The 20,647-nt window shown below is 42.5% G+C and carries 20 protein-coding genes; 15 read left to right on the top strand and 5 right to left on the bottom strand.

From position 1 onward, the window contains the following. The 4 genes from DCMF_RS05460 to DCMF_RS05445 form a co-directional block, all read right to left on the bottom strand. Positions 1-486 carry a chemotaxis protein CheD gene (locus DCMF_RS05460; RefSeq protein ID WP_148133487.1) on the bottom strand — a complete coding sequence of 162 codons (486 nt, stop codon included), beginning with the start codon at positions 484-486 and terminating at the stop codon, positions 1-3. After that, entirely contained in the window at positions 479-1,105 is a 627-nt protein-coding gene (locus tag DCMF_RS05455; protein WP_148133486.1) for a chemotaxis protein CheC, read from the bottom strand. Before DCMF_RS05455 ends, DCMF_RS05460 begins: the two co-directional genes overlap by 8 nt. 103 nt (positions 1,106-1,208) lie before the next feature. Further along, the gene (locus tag DCMF_RS05450) at positions 1,209-1,604 is read right to left on the bottom strand and encodes a hypothetical protein (protein WP_214659118.1); all 396 of its coding nucleotides are present in this window, start codon (positions 1,602-1,604) and stop codon (positions 1,209-1,211) included. A gap of 64 nt (positions 1,605-1,668) precedes the next feature. After that, positions 1,669-2,181: an HD domain-containing protein gene (locus tag DCMF_RS05445; protein ID WP_214659117.1), complete on the bottom strand. Its 513-nt coding sequence runs from the start codon at positions 2,179-2,181 to the stop codon at positions 1,669-1,671. Between the two features lie 284 nt (positions 2,182-2,465). On the opposite strand from DCMF_RS05445, the gene DCMF_RS05440 reads away from it, so the two are divergent. The 12 genes from DCMF_RS05440 to DCMF_RS29095 all read left to right on the top strand — a co-directional run bounded on the left by DCMF_RS05440 (position 2,466) and on the right by DCMF_RS29095 (position 16,802). Further along, entirely contained in the window at positions 2,466-3,371 is a 906-nt protein-coding gene (locus DCMF_RS05440) for a DMT family transporter (protein ID WP_148133484.1), read from the top strand. A gap of 199 nt (positions 3,372-3,570) precedes the next feature. Beyond that, on the top strand, positions 3,571-4,242 hold the full coding sequence (locus DCMF_RS05435; RefSeq protein ID WP_214659116.1) for a flagellar brake protein: 672 nt from the start codon (positions 3,571-3,573) through the stop codon (positions 4,240-4,242). A 190-nt stretch (positions 4,243-4,432) separates the two neighbouring features. Then, on the top strand, positions 4,433-4,948 hold the full coding sequence (locus DCMF_RS05430) for an MTB12 C-terminal domain-containing protein (protein ID WP_148133482.1): 516 nt from the start codon (positions 4,433-4,435) through the stop codon (positions 4,946-4,948). Between the two features lie 146 nt (positions 4,949-5,094). Further along, positions 5,095-6,288 carry a spore germination protein gene (locus DCMF_RS05425; protein WP_148133481.1) on the top strand — a complete coding sequence of 398 codons (1,194 nt, stop codon included), beginning with the start codon at positions 5,095-5,097 and terminating at the stop codon, positions 6,286-6,288. A 22-nt stretch (positions 6,289-6,310) separates the two neighbouring features. Further along, positions 6,311-7,405, top strand: coding sequence for a GerAB/ArcD/ProY family transporter (locus tag DCMF_RS05420; RefSeq protein WP_214659115.1), 1,095 nt, complete (start codon positions 6,311-6,313; stop codon positions 7,403-7,405). Further along, positions 7,398-8,525 (top strand): Ger(x)C family spore germination protein, encoded by a 1,128-nt coding sequence (locus DCMF_RS05415; protein WP_148133479.1) that lies wholly within the window; start codon positions 7,398-7,400, stop codon positions 8,523-8,525. The genes DCMF_RS05420 and DCMF_RS05415 overlap by 8 nt, the downstream gene beginning before the upstream one ends. Positions 8,526-8,649: 124 nt before the next feature. Then, entirely contained in the window at positions 8,650-9,984 is a 1,335-nt protein-coding gene (locus tag DCMF_RS05410; protein WP_148137750.1) for an ABC transporter substrate-binding protein, read from the top strand. 25 nt (positions 9,985-10,009) lie between these two features. After that, positions 10,010-11,815 carry a cache domain-containing sensor histidine kinase gene (locus DCMF_RS05405; RefSeq protein WP_148133478.1) on the top strand — a complete coding sequence of 602 codons (1,806 nt, stop codon included), beginning with the start codon at positions 10,010-10,012 and terminating at the stop codon, positions 11,813-11,815. Further along, positions 11,784-13,424: a response regulator gene (locus DCMF_RS05400; RefSeq protein ID WP_148133477.1), complete on the top strand. Its 1,641-nt coding sequence runs from the start codon at positions 11,784-11,786 to the stop codon at positions 13,422-13,424. The genes DCMF_RS05405 and DCMF_RS05400 overlap by 32 nt, the downstream gene beginning before the upstream one ends. A 207-nt stretch (positions 13,425-13,631) precedes the next feature. After that, positions 13,632-15,056: an HAD family hydrolase gene (locus DCMF_RS05395; protein ID WP_148133476.1), complete on the top strand. Its 1,425-nt coding sequence runs from the start codon at positions 13,632-13,634 to the stop codon at positions 15,054-15,056. A 165-nt stretch (positions 15,057-15,221) separates the two neighbouring features. Further along, positions 15,222-16,088, top strand: coding sequence for a DUF4349 domain-containing protein (locus DCMF_RS05390; protein WP_148133475.1), 867 nt, complete (start codon positions 15,222-15,224; stop codon positions 16,086-16,088). A gap of 174 nt (positions 16,089-16,262) precedes the next feature. After that, positions 16,263-16,802 carry a CAP domain-containing protein gene (locus tag DCMF_RS29095; protein ID WP_236860196.1) on the top strand — a complete coding sequence of 180 codons (540 nt, stop codon included), beginning with the start codon at positions 16,263-16,265 and terminating at the stop codon, positions 16,800-16,802. 36 nt (positions 16,803-16,838) lie between these two features. On the opposite strand, the gene DCMF_RS05380 is transcribed toward DCMF_RS29095, so the two are convergent. Then, positions 16,839-17,339 (bottom strand): Hsp20/alpha crystallin family protein, encoded by a 501-nt coding sequence (locus DCMF_RS05380; RefSeq protein ID WP_214659114.1) that lies wholly within the window; start codon positions 17,337-17,339, stop codon positions 16,839-16,841. 238 nt (positions 17,340-17,577) lie between these two features. On the opposite strand from DCMF_RS05380, the gene buk reads away from it, so the two are divergent. From buk to DCMF_RS05365, 3 genes are all read left to right on the top strand, one after another. Continuing rightward, positions 17,578-18,651 (top strand): butyrate kinase, encoded by a 1,074-nt coding sequence (buk, locus tag DCMF_RS05375; RefSeq protein ID WP_148133472.1) that lies wholly within the window; start codon positions 17,578-17,580, stop codon positions 18,649-18,651. Between the two features lie 153 nt (positions 18,652-18,804). Then, positions 18,805-19,329: a DoxX family membrane protein gene (locus tag DCMF_RS05370; protein ID WP_148133471.1), complete on the top strand. Its 525-nt coding sequence runs from the start codon at positions 18,805-18,807 to the stop codon at positions 19,327-19,329. Between the two features lie 259 nt (positions 19,330-19,588). Beyond that, a complete protein-coding gene (locus DCMF_RS05365; RefSeq protein WP_214659113.1) occupies positions 19,589-20,614 on the top strand; it encodes an HD domain-containing protein in 1,026 nt (341 codons plus the stop codon). Positions 20,615-20,647 lie beyond the last annotated feature (33 nt).

The following is a 20,647-nucleotide window of genomic DNA, read 5'->3' as shown; positions in this document are numbered from 1 at the left end:
TTAAATCTCCTTCGTTCCATAGGAAATAGATTTAACCCGCAGAAGACCTGTTTCTGCGAAAAATTCCACGGTGCGACCGTAATTTAAACCTGTATCTTCGGCAACTAGCTTGATATTTAAGGAGCGAAGAACTTCTTTGGTGGCAGAAATATTGCGGTTTCCAATTTGGGCGGCATCGGAAATTCCCTGCTGGCTGAACATTTGGGCTCCACCGGCGATCTTGGCCACCATTCTGGACCGTTTTGCCCCCAGGTTTTCCATGCGCCGAACCAGTTCCACGGTTGCGGTGTCGGCAAACTTCATAATATTCGCATCTTTTTTAAAACCCGTAATGGAAGGCAGCATAATGTGGGAAAGGCCGGCAATCCTGGTGGTACTGTCATACAAACAGATGCCGACGCATGAGCCTAAAGCGTAGGAAACTAAGACACCCGGCGAAAGGGTAACGTTCAAGTCAGATATGCCCACGATGATTGGATTACTCATATTTTACACCTAATATTTCCAAAATTTTGTGCAGGGAATCAACTTTCGGGATCAGCATCAGGTAGCTGGCCACATGATCGCTCCCGCCGCTGAATTCTTCCTCAATCAATAATACTCTGTCGCCGATGGAACCAAATTCGATGGCTGGAACACTTAAAATAGCACCGGCCATATCAATGGCGATATCCGGTACGGAAATGTCAATCTCCTGGCTGGTTAAACTTGCAATGGCGTTCACATAGGAACTGACCATAATATTACCGATTTCTTTCAATGCGGACAAATCCATTTCTTCAAAGGAGTCAAAATTTGTGAGATCCCGACCCATCAATAAGTTAATAATTAAATGGGCAAATTGTTTTTCTAGGATAAACATCATCATGCCTTCCACATCTTTGTGAATGGTAACAAGAATCCCTACCACCAGGTTTTCCGGTCCCCCCAAGACAGCGGCAATTTCTTTGATGTCGATAATTCTTACTTTAGGCACCCCCATATCCACTCGTTGAGACAGCATGGTGGACAACGCGGTAGCGGCATTGCCTGCGCCGATATTGCCAATTTCCCGCAAAACATCAATTTGAAGATCGCTCAAAGTATCGAAATTTTCGCCCCTCATTTTTTATCTCCTCCATCCAGAAATTGAAATCGTATAAAAATTCTTCCATCAGCATGTGATATAATTCGGGATGAAAAATAAATTATCCTGTATTTTGTTTATTTTATTTTAAACCCCTGATCGGTTTAAAAAAGGGATAGCCTTTTGCCAAACCAATGGTGATAATGTTTGCCAGAGGAGAAGCTTTAATATAATTTCTTTCTACGCAAAAATCGAACAAATCCATGATAATTAAAAAACGGCCGTCAACACCTTGATAAGAATTTTCTTCATAAAAATGGCTGAGCCAATGAAAGATATCAGAACTGGTGATCATATCCAGATCCTTCGATAGGGTCATAAAGAAATCCAAAATCACATTTTTTACGATTTCTTGATAGGTTTCTTTATGATTTTTAAATTCTGTGCTTTCGAAGTAACTTTTCACTATGAGGTGGTTTTTAGGTGAAATCCTCTTTTCGGAGAGATTTGCTTCAAGAGGGGTTAGATCATTCATCATCTTCTTCACCATTTTTTTAAAAAATCATTTCCCAACCCGTGGAAGATTATTCAAATGGCCGCTCTTAAGCGGCCTTTTTCCTGTACCGGTTCCGGTGACGCAATTTTTTGGATTGATTTGAGGTAAACAAGAGGGATTTCACCAAGTATTCATTACAGGTACAGAATTTGTCTGCAAAACAAACGACCACAGATTCCCAGTACTTGGGCAATCCCAATACTTTAGGCCACATGTGTTTTAAAATAATATCGCATTCAATGTCGTTTATTTCAAAACACTCATGAGAGTTTCTCAGTGCTACTTTCGGATGATACAGCCCATGATTTTTATTATTCGGGTTTCTTTTGTACTCCCTCCAATCATATAAGAAAAAATCATGGAGCAAGCCCCCCCTGGCTCCGGAAACATAATCCAACTTTAATTTTTTACAGATTAAGTAGGATAAAAATGAAACAGAGAGCGCGTGTTCGAGAATGGAAGAGTTATGGTGATAGTAATCTACCAGCGTCAAAAACTTTTCATGAGAGAGAATGTCTTCCACCAAAGTCAGATATTCCAAATTTTCTTTATAGTTCATTTTGTACCTCTGAAGAAAAATAATGTTCTGTAGAATAGGCTACCATGAAACCCTTTTGGGGTCAATACCAGTATGACAAGGAAAAATTGTTACTTCAAATATTTTTAGTTCCATTAAACAGATCAGGCAGATTTTGTTATAATGTAGGTAGATGAGATAAAACGATCCTGACAGACGTGATCCGTCCTTCAAGCCTGGGACCATCCAGGGCTATTTTTTTGTGAGGAACTGGAGACTGATTCATAGATGGGAAATGCTGGATTAGGCATGCGGGAGGAAGATAAATGATGATTAAGAACGAAGAAATAAGGTTTTATGTGATGGGGCCGATTCAGATGATTTTCTCGTCTGTCTCTTTTGCATTTATGTCTTATTTCGCAAAACTGGCCAGTTATGATGTGCCAAGTACTGAGGTATCATTTTTTCGGCTGGCGTTAGGGGTTTTTGTTACGCTGGTTCTGGTTGCCCAAGGCAGAGTAAAATTGATGACAGAGAATTTCAAATTACTTTTTGTCCGGGGCATTTTTGGAGGAATAGCCGTGCTGCTGTTTTTCCTTGCCCTTGAGAAAGGGACCATGACGAACAGTGTGGTACTCCAGAATACTTACCCCATATTTGCGGCATTGCTTTCCTTGTATTTTTTAAAAGAAAAGGTAAGCTTAAGGCTGGCTTTTTTTCTGATGCTCACCTTTTTAGGGATTATTGTGCTGATCCGGCCGGAAATCGGCAGTATTCGGCTGGGTGATATATTTGCTCTTATTTCCGGGCTCCTTGGAGGTTTGGCCGTTACGGCGGTAAGGGAGCTCAGACAGAAAAACGAATCTGTTTGGACGATTTTCTTTTATTTCTGTGTGTTTGGAGCCCTGATATCTTTACTTTTGGCTATTCCCTACTGGCAATGGCCCCATACCCGCGGGTGGGCATTGATTTTGTCTACAGGGGTGCTGGGGTTTATCGGGCAAGTAACCATGACTTCCTCGTATAAATACTGTAGTACCGCTGTGGGAGGAATTCTTTCCATGAGCAGCAGTGTTTTTTCTTTTATGATCGGATTTTTGCTTTTGGGAGAACTGGTGAGAGTGTGGGATCTGATCGGAGTTTTTCTCATTATTGTGGGGAATGTGATGGTGGTGGTCTATGATGGAGATTCTCCCAGTCAGCATCAGGAAATGCAGAAGCAATTTTTTTGAGGAGTGTAGTAAAGCCAGGTTTCTACCTGTCAGAAACATGTCAACAAACCGTTAGAATGTGACTGAAAGAAAATTTTATGATTCGTTAAAGAGGAAAACGTAAACAGATGCGAAATAATGTAGACAGAAAATAATCCCAAACTATTAACGTTTGTGCAACTAAGGTGTAAAAAATAATCATATTGCAATGGGGGATAGAATGAAGAAAGAATTTTGGCGTAAAGGAATGAGCCTGTCTATTTGTCTGAGCATCCTGTGCACCATGGATATGGCTTGGGCGGATCAAGAAAGCTTTGATGCTTTTTCAAAATCACTACGTGATCATTTAAATGGCAAGCAAATTTTCCTGGATCATCCCCTTTTGCTATTGATCCTGGCCATTCTTTTTGGGGGTGTGGTAAGTATTTCTATTTATTCAGCCAAGAAAAGAAAGAAGGTGAGGGAACTGAATACCCGTTTAACCGGGGAAAATCCTTCAGCAATTCCTGAGAGGTTTTCTTATCAGGTCAGGAAAGATGAGAAACGCCGCTGGTTTCGTTTGCCGGTACATATGGATCTGATTTATAGCAAAAGCAATGCCGGTCTGGCTCCAGGAAGCACAGATTTTATTACGGCTCCCCTGATCGACCTTAGTGCCGGCGGACTCCTTTTTATGACACGGGAAAAACTCAGCATAGGGGATTTATTAAATCTGATGATAGAGTTTACTGATCATCAAAAATTTTTGTTGGTGGGAAAGGTCCTCCGGGTTGCACCCAATCAAAATCAGGACTATCCTTACCAAGTGGGTGTTCAATTTGTAGGGATCAAAGAAAAAGAACAGGACCAAATTATCAAATTACTGTTTCAATATCAACGGGAGCAGATATAGGCTTATGCTGTAATAATTATGGACTATCAGGGGCTCGCAACCTTAAAGGTTAGGGCTTTTTTGTTATGGAAGATAAATTTTGCTTCTAAAATTTGTCGTTCTTACTATATTATAGATAACTTAGACCCATAAAGTTTTTCCGGGTAGCTAATTTCTACGGTCCAAAAGCTTTAGGCGGGAGGGGCATGGGATGTCTAAATCTTTTTTAACTTTTTCCTGTCTTATGCTAGGAATGCTGATTTTGGTACTGGTGGGATATGTGGGATCCCCCTTGGGAAAATCCATTGCCGAAGTGGTAGGGGATTCGTACCGTGAAGTAGAGGAAAAAGCCAGGGTAGAGGAAAGTGCAGACACGTTCATGAAGGCATTTTTAACCCGGGATTTTGATACCATGTTGCAGTACGTAGATCCAGGGCCGGAAAGTATCAAAAATGTGAAGGATGGGCTTATTTCTGCCTCCGACCGGCTGATGAAGGCCCGGCAACTGGCTGAACTGACGCAAGGAAACGGGTGGCAGGTCTATTATGAGGTTTATGATGTGGAACTCATTGATGAGACACATGCCCGGGTTACTTATTTGTTTACAGCAGATTCCGGCGATCAAGCCCAACCTTTTCCTTTGACCTTTGTAAAAACGGACGGTGTATGGAAACTTTATTATCCTAGCCTTTTATCACAGTTTATGGGTAAATCTTTAGCAGAGTAGATATTTGATGAAGGGAGCTGAAAACGCTCCCTGTTTTTTTATTTACGCAGACATAATCCTTCCTATTTTATTACTTTTCACATATTAATCAGCGGATCGGGCCATTTTAATGTATAGAGCTGTTTCTAAAAAAGGATGGATGCCTGATGCGAGTTTTTAGAAAGAGAAGACGAACTTCCCCCCATAAGGAAGAAGAAATCCCGACCCAGGTGTCAGAAAATATCCCCTGTGTGGATCAGAAAATGATCCAGTTACCTCTTAGTGAGGTGGTTCCCCGGGACATGCAGCAATCTTTGCGCGGCTCAAAAAAGAGGTTTTCTGAAGAAATCGACTACAACCTTTCCCTACTTACGAAACTCCTGCCGACAAAGAATCTATTATGTGAGCGATTCCTGGTCGGAGATATTTCTCAGACCCGAGTCATTCTCACTTATCTAAATCACAGGGCAAATCCGGGCATCGTTCAAGAAGTCGGAGAGAGAATAAAAGGGATCAAAACGGACATCGTGTTGGATAGTATCTATATTGAACGAAATATTGAAGATTCCCATTTGAGTCCCTTCCCCCAAATTGAAGCAACACAAGAGCCTGATGTTGCCGAATCCGCCTTGCTGCAAGGACGGGTAGCGATTTTCGTTGATAGTAGTCCCGATGTCCTGCTCGCCCCGGCAACTTTTTTTGACCTAATGGACACCAAAGATGATGTGTATATGCGCTGGTTTATTGCGGCATCTTTTTTCCGCATCGCCAGGTATGTGATGTTTTTTATTGCCACCTCTTTGCCGGCCCTTTTCATTGCCTTGTCTTCGTATAATCCTGAAATGCTGCCCACGAAGTTCCTCCTGTTGTTGTTGGCGTCAAGAGAAGAAACTCCTTTGCCCATCTATATAGAGGCCTTCATCATGATGGGGGTGATTGAAGCGATCAGGATGATGATGATCAGGATGCCGTCCCAGGTTGGTACTGTTATTGCCCTGTTATCCGGCATCACATTGGTCATTGCAGGTTTATCAGCCGGATTTATTGGCCCCGGTGTCGTGATTATGGCAACCTTGGCCATGATCGCATCTTTTGGATTGCCTAATTTTGACCTCCGCATTTCCGTGCGTATGATTCAGTTTTTTACCATGCTTATGACAACGGTACTCGGTATTTTTGGGTTTGCCGTGGCATTTTTTATGATCACAGTTCATCTGGCCACCTTAAAGTCATTCGGTATTCCTTACACAGCGCCCTTGGCCCCCCTGGAACCAAGCGGTTGGGGCCATACCATCCTGAGGAAAACTACGGAACAGATGCCACAGGATGAAACGTACCAACCACTGGGGGAGCAGAGGTGAGACCATGAAAGGAGAAAATTTGGTGAGCAAAAACGACAGACTGGATCCCAAGGTTTTAACTGTTCTATTAATTGTAGGGGTAATAGAATTTGAATTGTTCACCTTTGCCAAAGGGGTGATCGAAATTGCCAAGCAGGATGCCTGGATCTCCGTATTACTTGGGGGAGCATTCGCATTAGTGATCACCTGTCTCATGGTCAAGCTGGGGTCCCGTTTTCCCAAAGAAAATTTCTTTCAATACAGCAGAGTCGTGTGGGGAAAACCTACTGCTCTGATCCTGATATTTTTATTTATCCTCTACTGGTTCGTCTATTTGGTTCTCCTCCATAAAGAAACGAGCATGGCAAATGAATTTTTCTTCTTAAAAAACACGCCGCCCTTAGTGCCTATCGCGCTATTCGCGATTATTGCCGCTTGGTTGGTCTTGTATGGTTTGACAGCAGTGATCCGGTTCTTTCAAATTACCATCTGGTTTATGATTCTACCTTTGCTATTTATCTCTCTGGTTGTGTTCACAGAAATTGATTTTAAAAATTTTTTACCTATTTTACCGGAAGGATTTTTACCTGTACTCAAAGGGGCGATCAATTATGCCGGTGTCCTGCAAGGTCTTGAAATCATTCTATTTGCCCTTCCTTTTTTAACGGATGCCCAGAAAGCACTAAAACCGGCTTTGCTAGGAACAGGAGTGGTTATTTTTTTTTCCTTCGTGCAGGTTTTTTCCGCAATAGGTATTCTCGGAGTACCTCATGCCCTTGAGGCGGTATATCCGGGATATGAAGTAATTACGCGGGTAGAACTTCCCGGCATGTACGCAGAAAGGTTGGAGTTCTTCCTCACTTTACCCTGGATTGTTGGGGTGTTCACCACTATCTGCTTATTTACCTATTTGGTTTTTTATGGTGTTTGCCAGCTCTTCTCTCTCCGGAATAAAAAGACGGTGGTCTTTGCCGGTACAGCCTTTGTGATTGTCGGTACCACATTATTCCCCAACTTTGCCTGGCAAATAAAGGTGAGGGAAACCCTTAATTATGCCACATTAGTTTTTACTTACTTGATTCCCATACTCACGTACTTTGTGGCCATTGTGGGCAACAGGAGGGACTCTCATGAATAGAATTGCAGTTATGATCGGCCTTTTTGTTTTGCTTTGTCTTACCGGAACAGGTTGTTGGGATCTGCAAGATGTTACAGAAAGGGCTTTTGTCACCGGAATCGCCTTGGATGTGGCCGATGATGGCGATACCCCTTCATATAAGGTAACCCTCATCATTCCTATGCCAAAAGGGATTAAAAACCATTCAACGGAGGTTTACACGGAATATTTTAGCGCAGAAGCGAATACAGTTACCAAGGCATTGGAAAAAATTCAGGCAGAACTATCCCGCACCATTAGCTTTCACCATTTAAGAGTCGTTCTAATGGGAGAAGAATTCGCCAAAGTAGATTTTAGAAATACCTTCAGCTATTTTTCTAAAAATCCGGATATTACCATGCGGATGAGGCTTTTCTTCGTTCAAGGTGAGACTGCTCAGGAGTTCTTAAAGGATAAACCCCAATTTGAGCGGACGATCGTTGGAGAATTGGTATCCTTGTCCCAGGCCGGCAAAGAATTGGCCCTGGCCAGAACAAGCAGATACTCCGACTTTTCGGTGGATATGCAATATAATCAGGGGACTGCTTTAGGGTCAAGAGTCATTAGCGCCGGGGAAAAAGGATCGAAAAGACCGATCTGTGACGGTGGGGCTGTTTTTAAGGACTGGGAATTGATCGGGTGGCTCAGCGGGGAGGAAACCCAGGGGGCAAACTGGCTTCTCAGCAGACCGGTATTCCATGTGGAAACCAAAATGGATGGGGGACTGTATGCTTACCTTGCCGACAATTGTTCCGCGAAAATCACACCAGTCAAAAGAGATGAGCAGATTTTGTTTCAGGTAGAAGTGAAAACAAAGGGTTTGTTGATCGAGGAAAAGGAGGAGAATAAAGATTTTTCCCAACCTGAGAATATTAGAAAATTAGAAAAGGTTTTAGATCAAGAAATAAAGACAGAGGTAGAAAAGGCCATCTATAAGTCCCAACACGTGTTTAAAGCAGATTATTTGGGCTTTGGCAAGGCTTTTTTGGATAAATACCCGAAAGATTTTAAGAAAATAAAAGAGTGGAATAAAATCTATCCGGAGATTCCCATACAAGTCAATGCCGAAGTAAAGATTTCTCGTTTTGGATTAGCAGAGTAAGGGATACCAGGTCCTCGGAAAAATCCGAGGACTTTTTTTTATGTAAGAAGGAATTTCATCCAACGTGGGGGAATTTATTCCGGGGTAACGATCAGTGAACAAAGATGAAAGACGGAGCGTTTTTATGAGACGAAAGGCGAAATCCCTGATCTGGTTGGGGCTGGCGGTGACGCTGGGTTTACTGGTGTCCTGTGTCTATCATCCTATAGAGAGTAAAAAGAAGGCAGAGCCGGATGTGATCAAAATAGAATTTTGGTATGGCCTGAGCGGATATCTGGGAGAATTGATGAAGGAAATTATTGATGACTTTAACCAACAACAGACAGGGGTTCAAGTCATTGGCGTTGCCCAGGGCAGCTATGAAGAAACGGCTCAGGCACTAAGAGCGGCTATTGTGAGACAGAAGCCTCCGGCCGCAGTATTGCTGGAAGATCAGCGGATGCAGTTTTTTGCCAATATAGGCGCCTTAAGTCCGCTGGATTCTTATATCCATGCAGATCAGGATTTTCATCAAGAGGATTTTGTAGATTCCTTTTTGAGCCAAGGAGAATTCCACGGGGTTACTTATGCCTTGCCGATGTATGGCACTACACAGGTTTTATACTACCGAAAAGACCTTTTTGCCCAAGGGGGAGTTGACCCTGAAATGTTGGGCACTTGGGAGGGGTTAGCTGAGGCGGCAAAAAAATTGACGAAGGTCAATGGACAGGAAGTCCTCGTTTATGGCTGGGAACCGATGCAGGGGCCGGAAAACCTGATTGATGCCGCTATCAGCAGGGGAGGAAAATTTTTAAGTGCCGACGGTAAAACTGTTACCATTGATGGTCCGGCCTGGATCGAGGCTTGGGAGTTTTTTCGCAAGGCCATTCATGAGGCGAAGGTAATGAAGGTGAATTATGGGGGAAACGGTTGGGAATACTGGTATGCCACCATCCATGACGTGATGCAGGGGAGAGCGGCAGGTTATACCGGTTCCAGCGGTGATCAGGGAGATTTGGATTTTAATATCATCGGTGCTCATATCCAGCCGGCCTGGAAAGGATATGAGGGCTATCCCCGGGCGGTTGCCCACGCCCGGGCCATTGGTATTCCCGACATTATTCCGGAAGAGCAGAAGGAAGCAGCCTTTCAATGGATTAAGTATATCACCAGCACCGAAGTAACCGCCCGATGGTCCATGCAAACGGGGTACCTTCCCGTGCGGGAATCAGCTATGGATACGGAGAGCTACCGGAAGTTTACCCGGGATAACCCGCAGATCATGATTCCCTATCAACAGACCAAGCTCGCCACAAGGATGTTTTTTGATCCTACGGGGGGAAAGATTTACGAGGCATTAAAGGTGGCGGCGGAGAAGGTGGAAATTCATAATATTCCTGCCCAGACAGCTTTGAAGGAAGCAAAGGAAAAGTCTCAACGGGAATTGGACAAGGTGTTGGCCGGGGGGGATTCTCATTAAATTACCGCGCATCAAACATATTCGTGTGCGTATTGCCCTGTATCTTTCCATGATTATTGCCCTGATGGTGATCATGATTAGTAGTTCTGTAAGCTTGATCTACAGTAAAAAATTGGTGGAACAAACCGGCACCATTGCTGAACAAAACATGCACATCATTACCAAAGGAATCGATGAAGAAATTAATGTTATTTTGGGACTTTGTGATAGCATTCGGGACCAGGAAGTATTGCAGGAAATGATGGCACGTGAGGATTTGCCGGAAGAGGAAGCCTATGAGCAGGCCCGAGACATTTCCAAGGTTTTGAGGCAGAGTGTTTATTCCCATACGGCAATCAATTCTATTTTTGCCTTCGGATTAAAAAAGCAAGTCTATGATCCATTGTATCAGATTTCCCCTTATCGGGAGATGATTTCTCAATATCAGGCTTTTGATGATTTTATTGTATCCGGAAAATTTAATGCTTTTTCCCCGCCTTCCACTTTTCCAAACAGCGTAGATGGTGCTGATCACGAAGAAAAATCTACCATTACATACTTTAGCCAGTATTTAAGCAATTACAATTTTAGACAATTAGGTTATATTCTCATTAATATTAAAAAAGATTATCTTTTCCGCGATGTGGAGCCAATTTGCGCCCAAGTGTTTGATTTTACCTATGTTATCGATGAAAGAGGCAACATCATTTATCAAGTGGGCGCACCTCCTTTTACGGATCAGATGATCCAAGCTTATGGGACAGAAAATGAAAATGCCAGTGAGATTAAAAAAATTAATGGCAACGACTATTATCTCATGACCCAGCCTTTGGGGTCCTATCCGGATTGGAAGGTTGTGGGAGGAATGGCCTATGGAAAGGTAAAAGAGGATGCCCTATTCATTTTAAAAATTGTTTACCTGATAGGAGCAATTAGTATTTTAATTGCCGTGCTGATCTCTTATTTCTTATCAAAGAAAGTCACTGATCCCATCCTGGACATCAATCAAGCTATGGCTCAGTTTGAAAAAAGAAAATGGCCGGGAAAGCTGAAAGTGAAGACAGAGGATGAACTAAAAAGTCTTATTAACGGGTTCAATCATATGGTAGAACAGTTTCGGGCCTTGCTGGACCAGGTGCATCAAGAACATGAAGAGAAGAAAAAAGTAGAGGTGGAAACGCTAGAATTAAAATTGGAGTTATTGCAGGCCCAAATTAACCCCCATTTTGTGCATAACACCTTAAACGCCCTGCAGTATTTGGCCTTAAAAAGAGGCGCCGACGATATTCGAGAAATGATCCAGTCCTTTAATCTGCTGCTCAGGGCGAGTATGTCGGTGGGGAGGGATTTTATCTCCATCAAGGAAGAATTGGATTGTGTAGATAGTTATTTAAACATTCAAAAATATCGCTATGACAATGAAGTGCAGGTGGTTTATGAAGTAGAGGAAGGGCTAAATGAGATACCCATTCCGAAACTGATTCTCCAGCCTATTGTGGAAAACGCTTTGTATCATGGGATTATTCCCAAGGATACCAGGGGAACAATCCGGATTAAAATATATCCAACCCAGAACCAAATTAATATTTTGGTCAGTGATGATGGGGTCGGTATGGATGAAGAAGAATTAAACAATTTATTTAAGGAAAAGGAGAGACGTACCAAAAGCGGTTTTAATAATATCGGACTCAATAATATTAATGCCCGGTTGCGCTTGTATTATGGGGATGCCTATAGCCTAAAAATTCAAAGTAAGCTGGGGCAAGGTACTTGTGTTTGGTTTACGATTCCAAGATCTGAAAGGCTGGGGAGGCGAAACTATGAGAAAGCTGAAGGTGCTGGTGGTAGATGATGAAATGCCGGCAAGGGAGACTTTGTCTTTTCTGATTAATTGGAAGGAAACTGCTTTTGAAATAGCGGCCACCGCAAAAGATGGCCGAGATGCCTTGGATAAGTATTACAGCTTGCACCCGGATCTCATTATTACAGATATCCAAATGCCTGTGATGGATGGACTGGCCTTGATTAAAACGATTAGACAGGAAAACAGCCGGCAAAAGTTTATCGTTTTAAGCTGCCACGAAAAGTTTTCTTATGCCCGGGAGGCCATCCAAATGGGGGTAACAGATTACCTGATCAAAGATTTGATTACCCCCCAGGATTTATATGCCGTACTGGTGAAGGTAGAAAAGGAGCTGGAGGAACAAAAGACAGTTATCCCTCCGGGAAGTGGAAAAAATGTCCCTGCCGAACGGGATGAATTTGATGATGCCTTGCGAAACATGGCCTTGAAGACCATCATTTTGGAGAATGTTCCTGCCGGAGCAAAACAAAGCCTTGCAGAACGATTTGGCTTAAATTTAACGGGCCATTATTTTGTGCTTCTCTTGGTGCAGCTCGATGATTATGAGAAGAAGAAAAACATCCTGGATTATTCTGCCTGGAAAGAAGTGAAGGAAAGAATTTACTATGCCATAAAAGATGCCCTGGAAGGGGGACTGGGAGGAGAGTGTTTTTATTATCAGAATGGGCAGTTCATTTTGATCGCAAGGCTGGAGGAAATCGGCAGCCAATTAAAATTTATTTCTCAAAGCTATGAAATAGCAGATCGTCTGCACAGGAAGGTCCGCGGGGCTGAAAAGGCTAGCTATACCATTGGCATCAGCCAAGGATTTTATGGCCTGACGGATGTTCCCCTGCGCTATCGGGAAGCTTTAGAGGTGATTAAATATAAGATTTTTTTTGGTAAAGGAAAAATTCTATTTTATAATAAAATTTTTTCCCGGTTACATGCCGGGAATAAGGACATGATGGCAAAAAGAATCATCCAAATTCAAAGGGCGATAGACGAGAATAATAGGGCACAGCTCTCGCAAGAAGTCAGGGCACTATACCGGGAAGATGTGCAAGGTTTTATGCAGTACAATTATCTTAAAGAGACAAATGCGCAAATGTATGGGCTGATTGCAGGGGCCTGCCATGCCTCTCGCATCACTTATGCCGATCTATTTGGCTGTAATTATATTCCTCTCCATCAACTGGATGATTTGGATACGGCGTCTGAAATGGGAGAATGGTTTCAAAATGTATTTGTGCATCTGATTGCTCTAAAAGAGAAAATAGATGACAAAAAATACAGCAGACATATTAAAGATGCTATGGAGTATATTGCAGCGAATTACCGGAGAAATATCGGTCTCCGTGATGTGGCAAAAGCTCTAAACCTCCATAAGGTCTATCTTTGCAGATTATTTAAACAAGAGACAGGGGAAAATCTTATCAATTATATTTTAAAGGTAAGGCTGGAAGAAGCAAAGCGGATGATGCTGTCAACCAATCATAAGCTTTACGAAATCGCGGAACAGGTGGGTTACCCCAATATCCAGCAATTTAGTGTGGTATTTAAAAAGCTTACCGGAGTAACGCCAAGAGAATTCCGAAATAGGAATTTTAACCCCTAAAAAGAAACCCTCAAGATCAGTCTATATCCGTTTACCGGCGAGAGACCTCAAGGAGTTAAATGAAAATAATTTTCCCAAAAGCCCTAAAGGGCTTTTTTATTTCGTTAATTTTAGATAAAAAAAGTTAATTCCACACATTACTTGTAGAGACAATTGTTGCTATAGTTGACACAAGTAATTTAATTATTTCGAGAAGGAGTGTTGAATATGCGTAAGAAAAATGGTTGGTTAAAGTCAGTCTTAAGTGTAATCCTAGCTTTATCATTGGTATTACCGGTTGGCTCAGGTGCTGCTTTAGCTGCCGCATCGGCCAATACTGCTGGGCAATCCCAGATGGTATCCAGTGGTCTGCCAACTTTGGATCAAGGCAGATGGGCACCCAATGCCTATAAAGCTGTGCAAAGCTTAATCGATCAAAATGGTAAAAAGAACCCGAATTATAATGCGGCCCAAAAACCATATGCTGTATTTGACTGGGATAATACTTGCGTATATGCAGATACAGAAGAACATACGCTCATCTATCAATTAAATAACCTAAAATATAAGATGACTCCGGAACAGTTCCGTTATGCCTTTACTCATGGGGATAATGCCCTAATCCCGGAAACAAATTTTGTGGAAGACACTTTTAAGAATCAAGCAGGGGAACCAGTCAATATCACCAAGATAGCCGATGATCTATGCAAAGATTATCAGTTTTTCTGGGATAATTATAAAGGGTTAAATCCTAACGCCACCAATGATCTGACCTTGGAGCAAATACAAAGCACAGATCAGTTTAAAGATTTTAAAGCTAAATTCTGGTTTACTTATTATGCCCTTGATGTAACCTTTGACTTTGATATTTCTTGGACCTGGCTGCTTAATTTCTTTACCGGTTATACACCGGCAGAATTAAAAGCTTTAACTGTTGAGGCCGTCGATTGGGCTTTGGCACAGGAAAGTAAGAAAGTATACTTTGACAGCCCGGAATCCTTGCCTGGAGAAGCCGGAGTTATTTTGAACAGTGACCCGGATTTTGGAAACTATTTCCGGCAAGGGTTGCGTCTTTCCACGGAAGTGACGAATTTAATGAATGTCTTTAGAGCGAACGGGATTGACGTTTATATCTCCACGGCATCTTTGAACGATGTGATCAGGGCGGTTGCCGGCAACCCCAAATATGGTTATAATGTACCGGAGCAAAACGTGATTGGGATGCAATTGACTTTAGATGCAAACGGACGTTATCAGTCGGAAATTCCTGATAAAACGAAATATGCGATTAATGCGAAACATGGAAAAGCGGTTAATATTAATAATATTTTGGTGCCCAAACACCAATCCAATCCCATATTTATTGCCGGCGACAGTAATGGGGACTACGGAATGATGGTGGAGCTTTCCGGGTTAAATAATGTGGAGAAAATAAATAATCTTCCTCCTACAAAATTAGTTTTGATTATAAACCGGCTGAAAACGGATGAACTTTATGATTTATGCAAAATTGCCGAAGGTCAGCTGCAAAGTAAAACTCCTCAAGTGGTGCTTCAAGGCAGAGATGAGAACACCGGTATGTGGATTCCTACCGCCAAGACACTGAAACTGGGCAAACGTGGTGACAGCAATTTAATATTGTTGGGGAAATAATAAGCGGTACTTAGCTGCACCCAGACTAGGAAAAAATGAAATAACTGTATGATCTGAAAGGGTTGCCTGAAGCCTGAAAGGGCTTTGAGGCAACCCTTTTTTTGGAACAAAATTGCCTCATTTATAGTCAAAGAGGGTAAAGCCTATTTATGGGAGGTAAACAAAATGAAAAAAGCCCTGGTTCTTTTCGTGCTGATCCTCTTTTGTGTTTCTGGCTGTGGGAGCATTAATCAAAGCGCAAAGGAAAATTCAGGCAGGGTGGAAAACAGCTCCAGTGTTGCCTATGACGAAGCCCTTACGCCGGAGGCAGGAGAAAATTCGGAAAGAAATAATACATCGGAGGTAAAGAATCTAGAACGGAAAATTATTCAGAATGCGGAGATCAAGCTCCGTGTGGAAGATCTGGACGCGGTATGCGACAGGATAAAAAATAAGACCATTGAATTAGAGGGTTACCCAAACGATTATACAGTCGTCACGAATGAGAACCAGAGCAATGCCAGCCTGTCCTTAAAGGTGCCCAGCACCAATTATGCCCAGCTCCTGGATTTTATCGTGAAGCAGGGTAAGGCGGACTTTAAGCGGGAATATACCAATGACGTTACCCTGGAGTATATCGACCTTGACGCTAGAGTTAAGGTTTTGAAAACGGAAGAAGATAGCTTGCTTACCATCTTGAACAAGGCAGAGAAAATTGATGACATTCTTAAGATCAAGGCCCAAATCACTGCAACCAGGCAGGAACGGGAGTCTTTGGAGGGGCAGCTTAAGGCTCTCCATAACAGCATAGAATATGCGACAATTCTTGTAACCCTTTATCAACCGGCAAATAGTGAAATCAATGTCAATGTAGAAAATCTAAATATTTTTTCCCGCTGTGGGCGGGCCTTGGTCTATGGATTCAATTCCTTAACCGGTGCTATAGGGAGTGTCATGGTATGGTTCTTTACAGCTCTTCCGGCCCTGGCCCTTTTAACTTTAATCCTGCTTGGCGTGCTCCTGGTCAGAAAAAATAGAAAAAGCGGTCAATAAAGGAGATACTAAAGATATTCAACCGGTGATAGGTGTAACATCCCCACGCTGCCAAAAATATTATAAGGGAGAAGCATGCCAGTCCAATCGTTAATCCTTTGAAGCAAGAGCTTGGGATTACCATTCAGGGGCAGGCGGTGGCAAGCGATGTATGTAAAGTGTGGGGGTGAAAGGATGACGGAAAAGAATCATAAAGGTGTCGAAGCTTTATTCGACAACATCATGGTCCTTTTAGAGTTTGGTCAACAAATAGGCCTTCTGGGTATGAAGGACAGCGTGCCGAGTATGGAGTATCCCGGTTCGCAGAAGTTGCCAATTTATTTGTGGGCAAACACAGTAGCGGAAGAGCACAGGATGGTGGACTTGGTGAATTTAGAAAGGGCTTCCCGGGGGTTGCAACTCCTCCAGGTAGATATGCGCCTGACAAAAACTGCCCGGCTAAAGAGCAAGGATCTGATCAATAAGGGCTATTTTGGGCATTATTCCCCTACTTATGGTTCTTTTAGCAATATGATAAAGACGCATGAAATTATTTATCGTTACGCAGGGGAAAATCTTGCGGGAAACACCAGTGTAACAGACGCCCACTTCGCCCTGATGAACAGTCCGGGCCACCGGGCTAATATTTTGAATCCTAACTTCACCCGTGTGGGGATTGGGGTTTCTAACGGGGGGCCCTATCAGAAAATCTTTACACAGCATTTTATCGGCTAAACTAGAGGAAAAAGAATTCTGATCACGGGAAAGTAATCATGTTGACGGTGTGTTGTTCTCATCCGTTATTTTGTCATAGCTGACGGGACTTTCGAAATGCCAGATTTGTTTTTCCAAAACGATATTTAAAACGCCATTTTGCAGGGTGGCTCCGCTATAAATAATGGTATGGGGAAAAACAACCTCTCGTTGAAGAAAATTTGGATACTCCGTATGAACGGCCCAACAGGTCTCCAATGGTTGTTGGGGCGAGACACGGACCTTGAAAATCAAAGTATGGCCATCTCTAATAGATATGTGTACATCAGACAGGTCTTTTATCACAGCAAGGTATGTTTGAATAAAGTATTTTTCTTTCGTTTCCCAGATTTCAATTGGGAGGAAATCTAATGCCCGATTTTCCTGCCGGCTCACGGAAAGAGAATTCTCTTTCCCGTCTTGAGAAAGCCCGGTTTTAAACTCTTGGAGGAAATCTTTAATATCAAACAAATAATCTTTTAGCATGTCCGGACTTTTTATTAACATGCGTTTTCTCATCTTTTTCACCCCATCGATTTAATTCAATGTAGTATATTCTTCCAAGGCAGTGAAGGTGAGTTCGCCAGGAGCCACCATTTGTTAAATCCGGCATAGCATCTTTCCGGAGCCGGATCGAAAGGAGGAAAACTTTTCTTGGCAAAACATATGGATCCTTTGCCAAGGAAATTGGAGAAGTAAGGCGAATATTACAATAGGGCATAACAGCCCAAGACTGACCTGTTTAGGAGAAAAAAACATGTCCTCTATGAAAATACTTGCCATTAATCCCGGGTCAACTTCCACGAAGGTCGCAGTTTCTCTAGACAAGGAAATCATCAAGGAAAAGAGTATTCCCCACTCTCCTCGTGAAATAAGTTCTTTTAAGTCGATTTTGGAACAATGCCCTTTCAGAAAAAGGCTGATTTTAGGTTTTTTTGATGAGAGTAATATTTCTCTGGATAGCCTGAACGGTATTGTAGCGAGAGGGGGGTTTTTAAAACCTGTCCTTTGCGGTACTTACAGGGTTAATGAGATCATGTGCCATGACCTGCGGAATTCCTCCAAAGAGCATGCCTCAAATTTGGGGGCTTTAATTGCAAAAGACCTGGCTGACAGCAGAGGGATCCCTGCTTTTATCGTCGATCCTATCGCTGTCGATGAAATGACTGATATGGCCAAAATATCAGGACTTCAAGGAGTGGAAAGGAAAAGTTTGTTCCATGCCCTCAACCAGAAAGCTGTAGCAAGAAAGATTGCCGAAAAGCACCGCAGGCAGTATGAGGAGCTAAATTTGATCGTCGCTCATTTAGGTGGGGGAATCACTGTAGGAGCCCACCAAAAGGGGCGGGTCATTGATGTTAATAACGGAGTAGACGGCGATGGCCCTTTTTCCCCCGAAAGAACAGGTGGACTGCCGGTGGAAAGTATCGTGGAAATGTGTTTTGAATCAGGACTATCCAAAAAAGAGGTCTATCAAAAGATTAAGGGAAGAGGCGGTTTGGTAAGCTATTTAGAGACGAATGATGCCAGGGTAGTAGAAGCATTGATAAAACAGGGAAATCGAAAGGCTTTTTTCATATTCGAGGCTATGGCTTATCAAATTGCAAAGGAGATCGGAGGCTGCGCTGCGGTTTTAAAAGGAAAGGTGGATTTTATTGTTTTGACTGGGGGTTTGGCTTATTCGAAGTTGCTGGTGGATTGGATTAGGGAAAGAATCAATTTTATTGCACCGGTTGAAGTGAGCCCCGGGGAAAATGAGTTGGAAGCGCTGACCGATGGGGCGTATCGGGTCTTGAATGGACTTGAGAAGGCGAAAGAATATGGGGAGTAGCAGATATTTCCTTGGGAATATCCACAACCTGAACCCAATTTTACAAATAGTTAAGCCTCTTTGCGTGTGTTAAAATGAATTCGTCATATGATCACGATCATGAGCAAATGAAGTATCATGTGACGAATTCAACATTCAAAGAGAGGGAGAGCCATGAAGCGATTATTTACCGATCCGAAATTTGCCTTACTTTGGACCATAATTAGGATTTGGCTTGGCGTGCAATGGCTGGAAGCAGGCTTAAGTAAAATGGGAAACCCAGCTTGGACGGGAGATAAAGCAGGTACTGCTGTAACAGGCTTTTTATCAAATGCTGTTAAATTAGCCGGTGGGGAGCATCCGGCTGTGCAGAGCTGGTACGCATCATTTCTCCAAAATTTTGCCTTGCCCAACGCAAAAATATTCAGTTACCTTGTGTCTTTTGGGGAAGTTGCGGTGGGGATAGGACTGATACTCGGGTGCTTAACAACTTTCGCATTGATTGGCGGGGCGCTACTGAATCTTAATTTTATGTTATCTGGTGCGACGAGCACAAACCCTATTCTTTATACTGCCGCACTCATCTTACTAGTCGCGGGTATCAATGCCTCCAGGATCGGCTTAGATTATTTTATTTTCAAAAAGAAAATCAAAAAGCAAACTGGCTTTAGTGTAAATAAGATTAGTATGTTAAAGTAGATGGTTCGTAAAGGCTGTGGATAGTTTTTTATCCGGCAGCCTTTTTTTATACTTTCAGAATTTATAAGTTTTAAAAGGTTGAAAGTATAAGTGCAACTAAGGCTTCCGCCGTCGCCAGAGGCTTGGCGCAAGCCAAGCTTTCTAGTGGCCTTTTGCATGTCAGAAGATGTCGAAATTTTGGACAAGGAAGATGCATGAAATCAGTCGAATAGATATGGTAGCAATCAGGTTGCAGATGAGCTAAATGAGGGGTGTTAAAATGTGGGAAAATGCTTTAAACAACAATTACAAGAATTATTTAAACAAAGTCAGAGAAAATGTGCTAAAAATATATGAGCAGAATAAAGAAACGAATGCTGATCCTCCTTATTACACGCCACATGGTCCGGATCATTGTAAAGCCGTGGAAGGGTTTATTCACCGGCTGATTCCAGACTATACCCATGAAAAGCTGCTGGAAGAAGAGCGTTTTTATCTATTAGCCTCAGCATGGCTACACGATCTGGGCATGCTTCGATCTGTTGCGGAAGACGTCTGGAAAGGAGAATCCTTAACAGATGCGGAAATTCGCAAGCGACACCACGAAACATCGGAAAAGTTCATTATTGAGCAATACAAACGGTGTGGTATTGATGAGGCCGATAAAATATTTATTTCTAAGCTTTGTCGGTACCATCGCAGGCAGGAGGATCTGAATACTTGTCCGGAAAGTATCTTGGTACATAATAAAGAACACCGGTTAAAACTTTTAGCCGCTTATTTGCGTTTAGCCGATGCCCTACATATTGACAGCACCAGAACCCCTTCTTCCGAATATGCTGTTTGTCTTGCCTACGATATCCCTGCTGAATCAAAATTCCATTGGATCAAAAGCCGGATTGTGGGCGGTATTGGTATTAATGAAAAAGAGCACCTGATTCGGGTGGAATTCAACACCCCGGACTCGTCCCAATTAGTCAAATTGAAGGTTGATCCCGCCTGGGTGAAAAGTAAAATCGATTATATTATTGACCTGGTTATTAGCGATTTAAGAGAGGAATTATCCGGCGTCATGAATGTGTTGACCCGTTCAGGAATCACCTATTATCTTGATATCCAAAAAAATGAAGTCACCGTTTCCATGGACAATCAAACTTTAAATGATTTGATCGGCTTAATTGTAAATTATGATATTTTATTAGCGCCCAGTGCTTCAAAATTATTGGAACTAATTTTATTAACCATATCCAATATTGGGGGATATCGTTTAATTAAAAATTCCCCCCCCGACAAAGTTTACGATTGAAAAATCACTGGATAAACGAAAAGAAGCCATTGA

This window comes from Candidatus Formimonas warabiya (genome assembly GCF_002777255.1).
In the GTDB taxonomy this organism is placed as follows: Bacteria; Bacillota; Dehalobacteriia; order Dehalobacteriales; family Dehalobacteriaceae; genus Formimonas; species Formimonas warabiya.
This window is presented reverse-complemented; position numbering and strand designations above follow the sequence as displayed.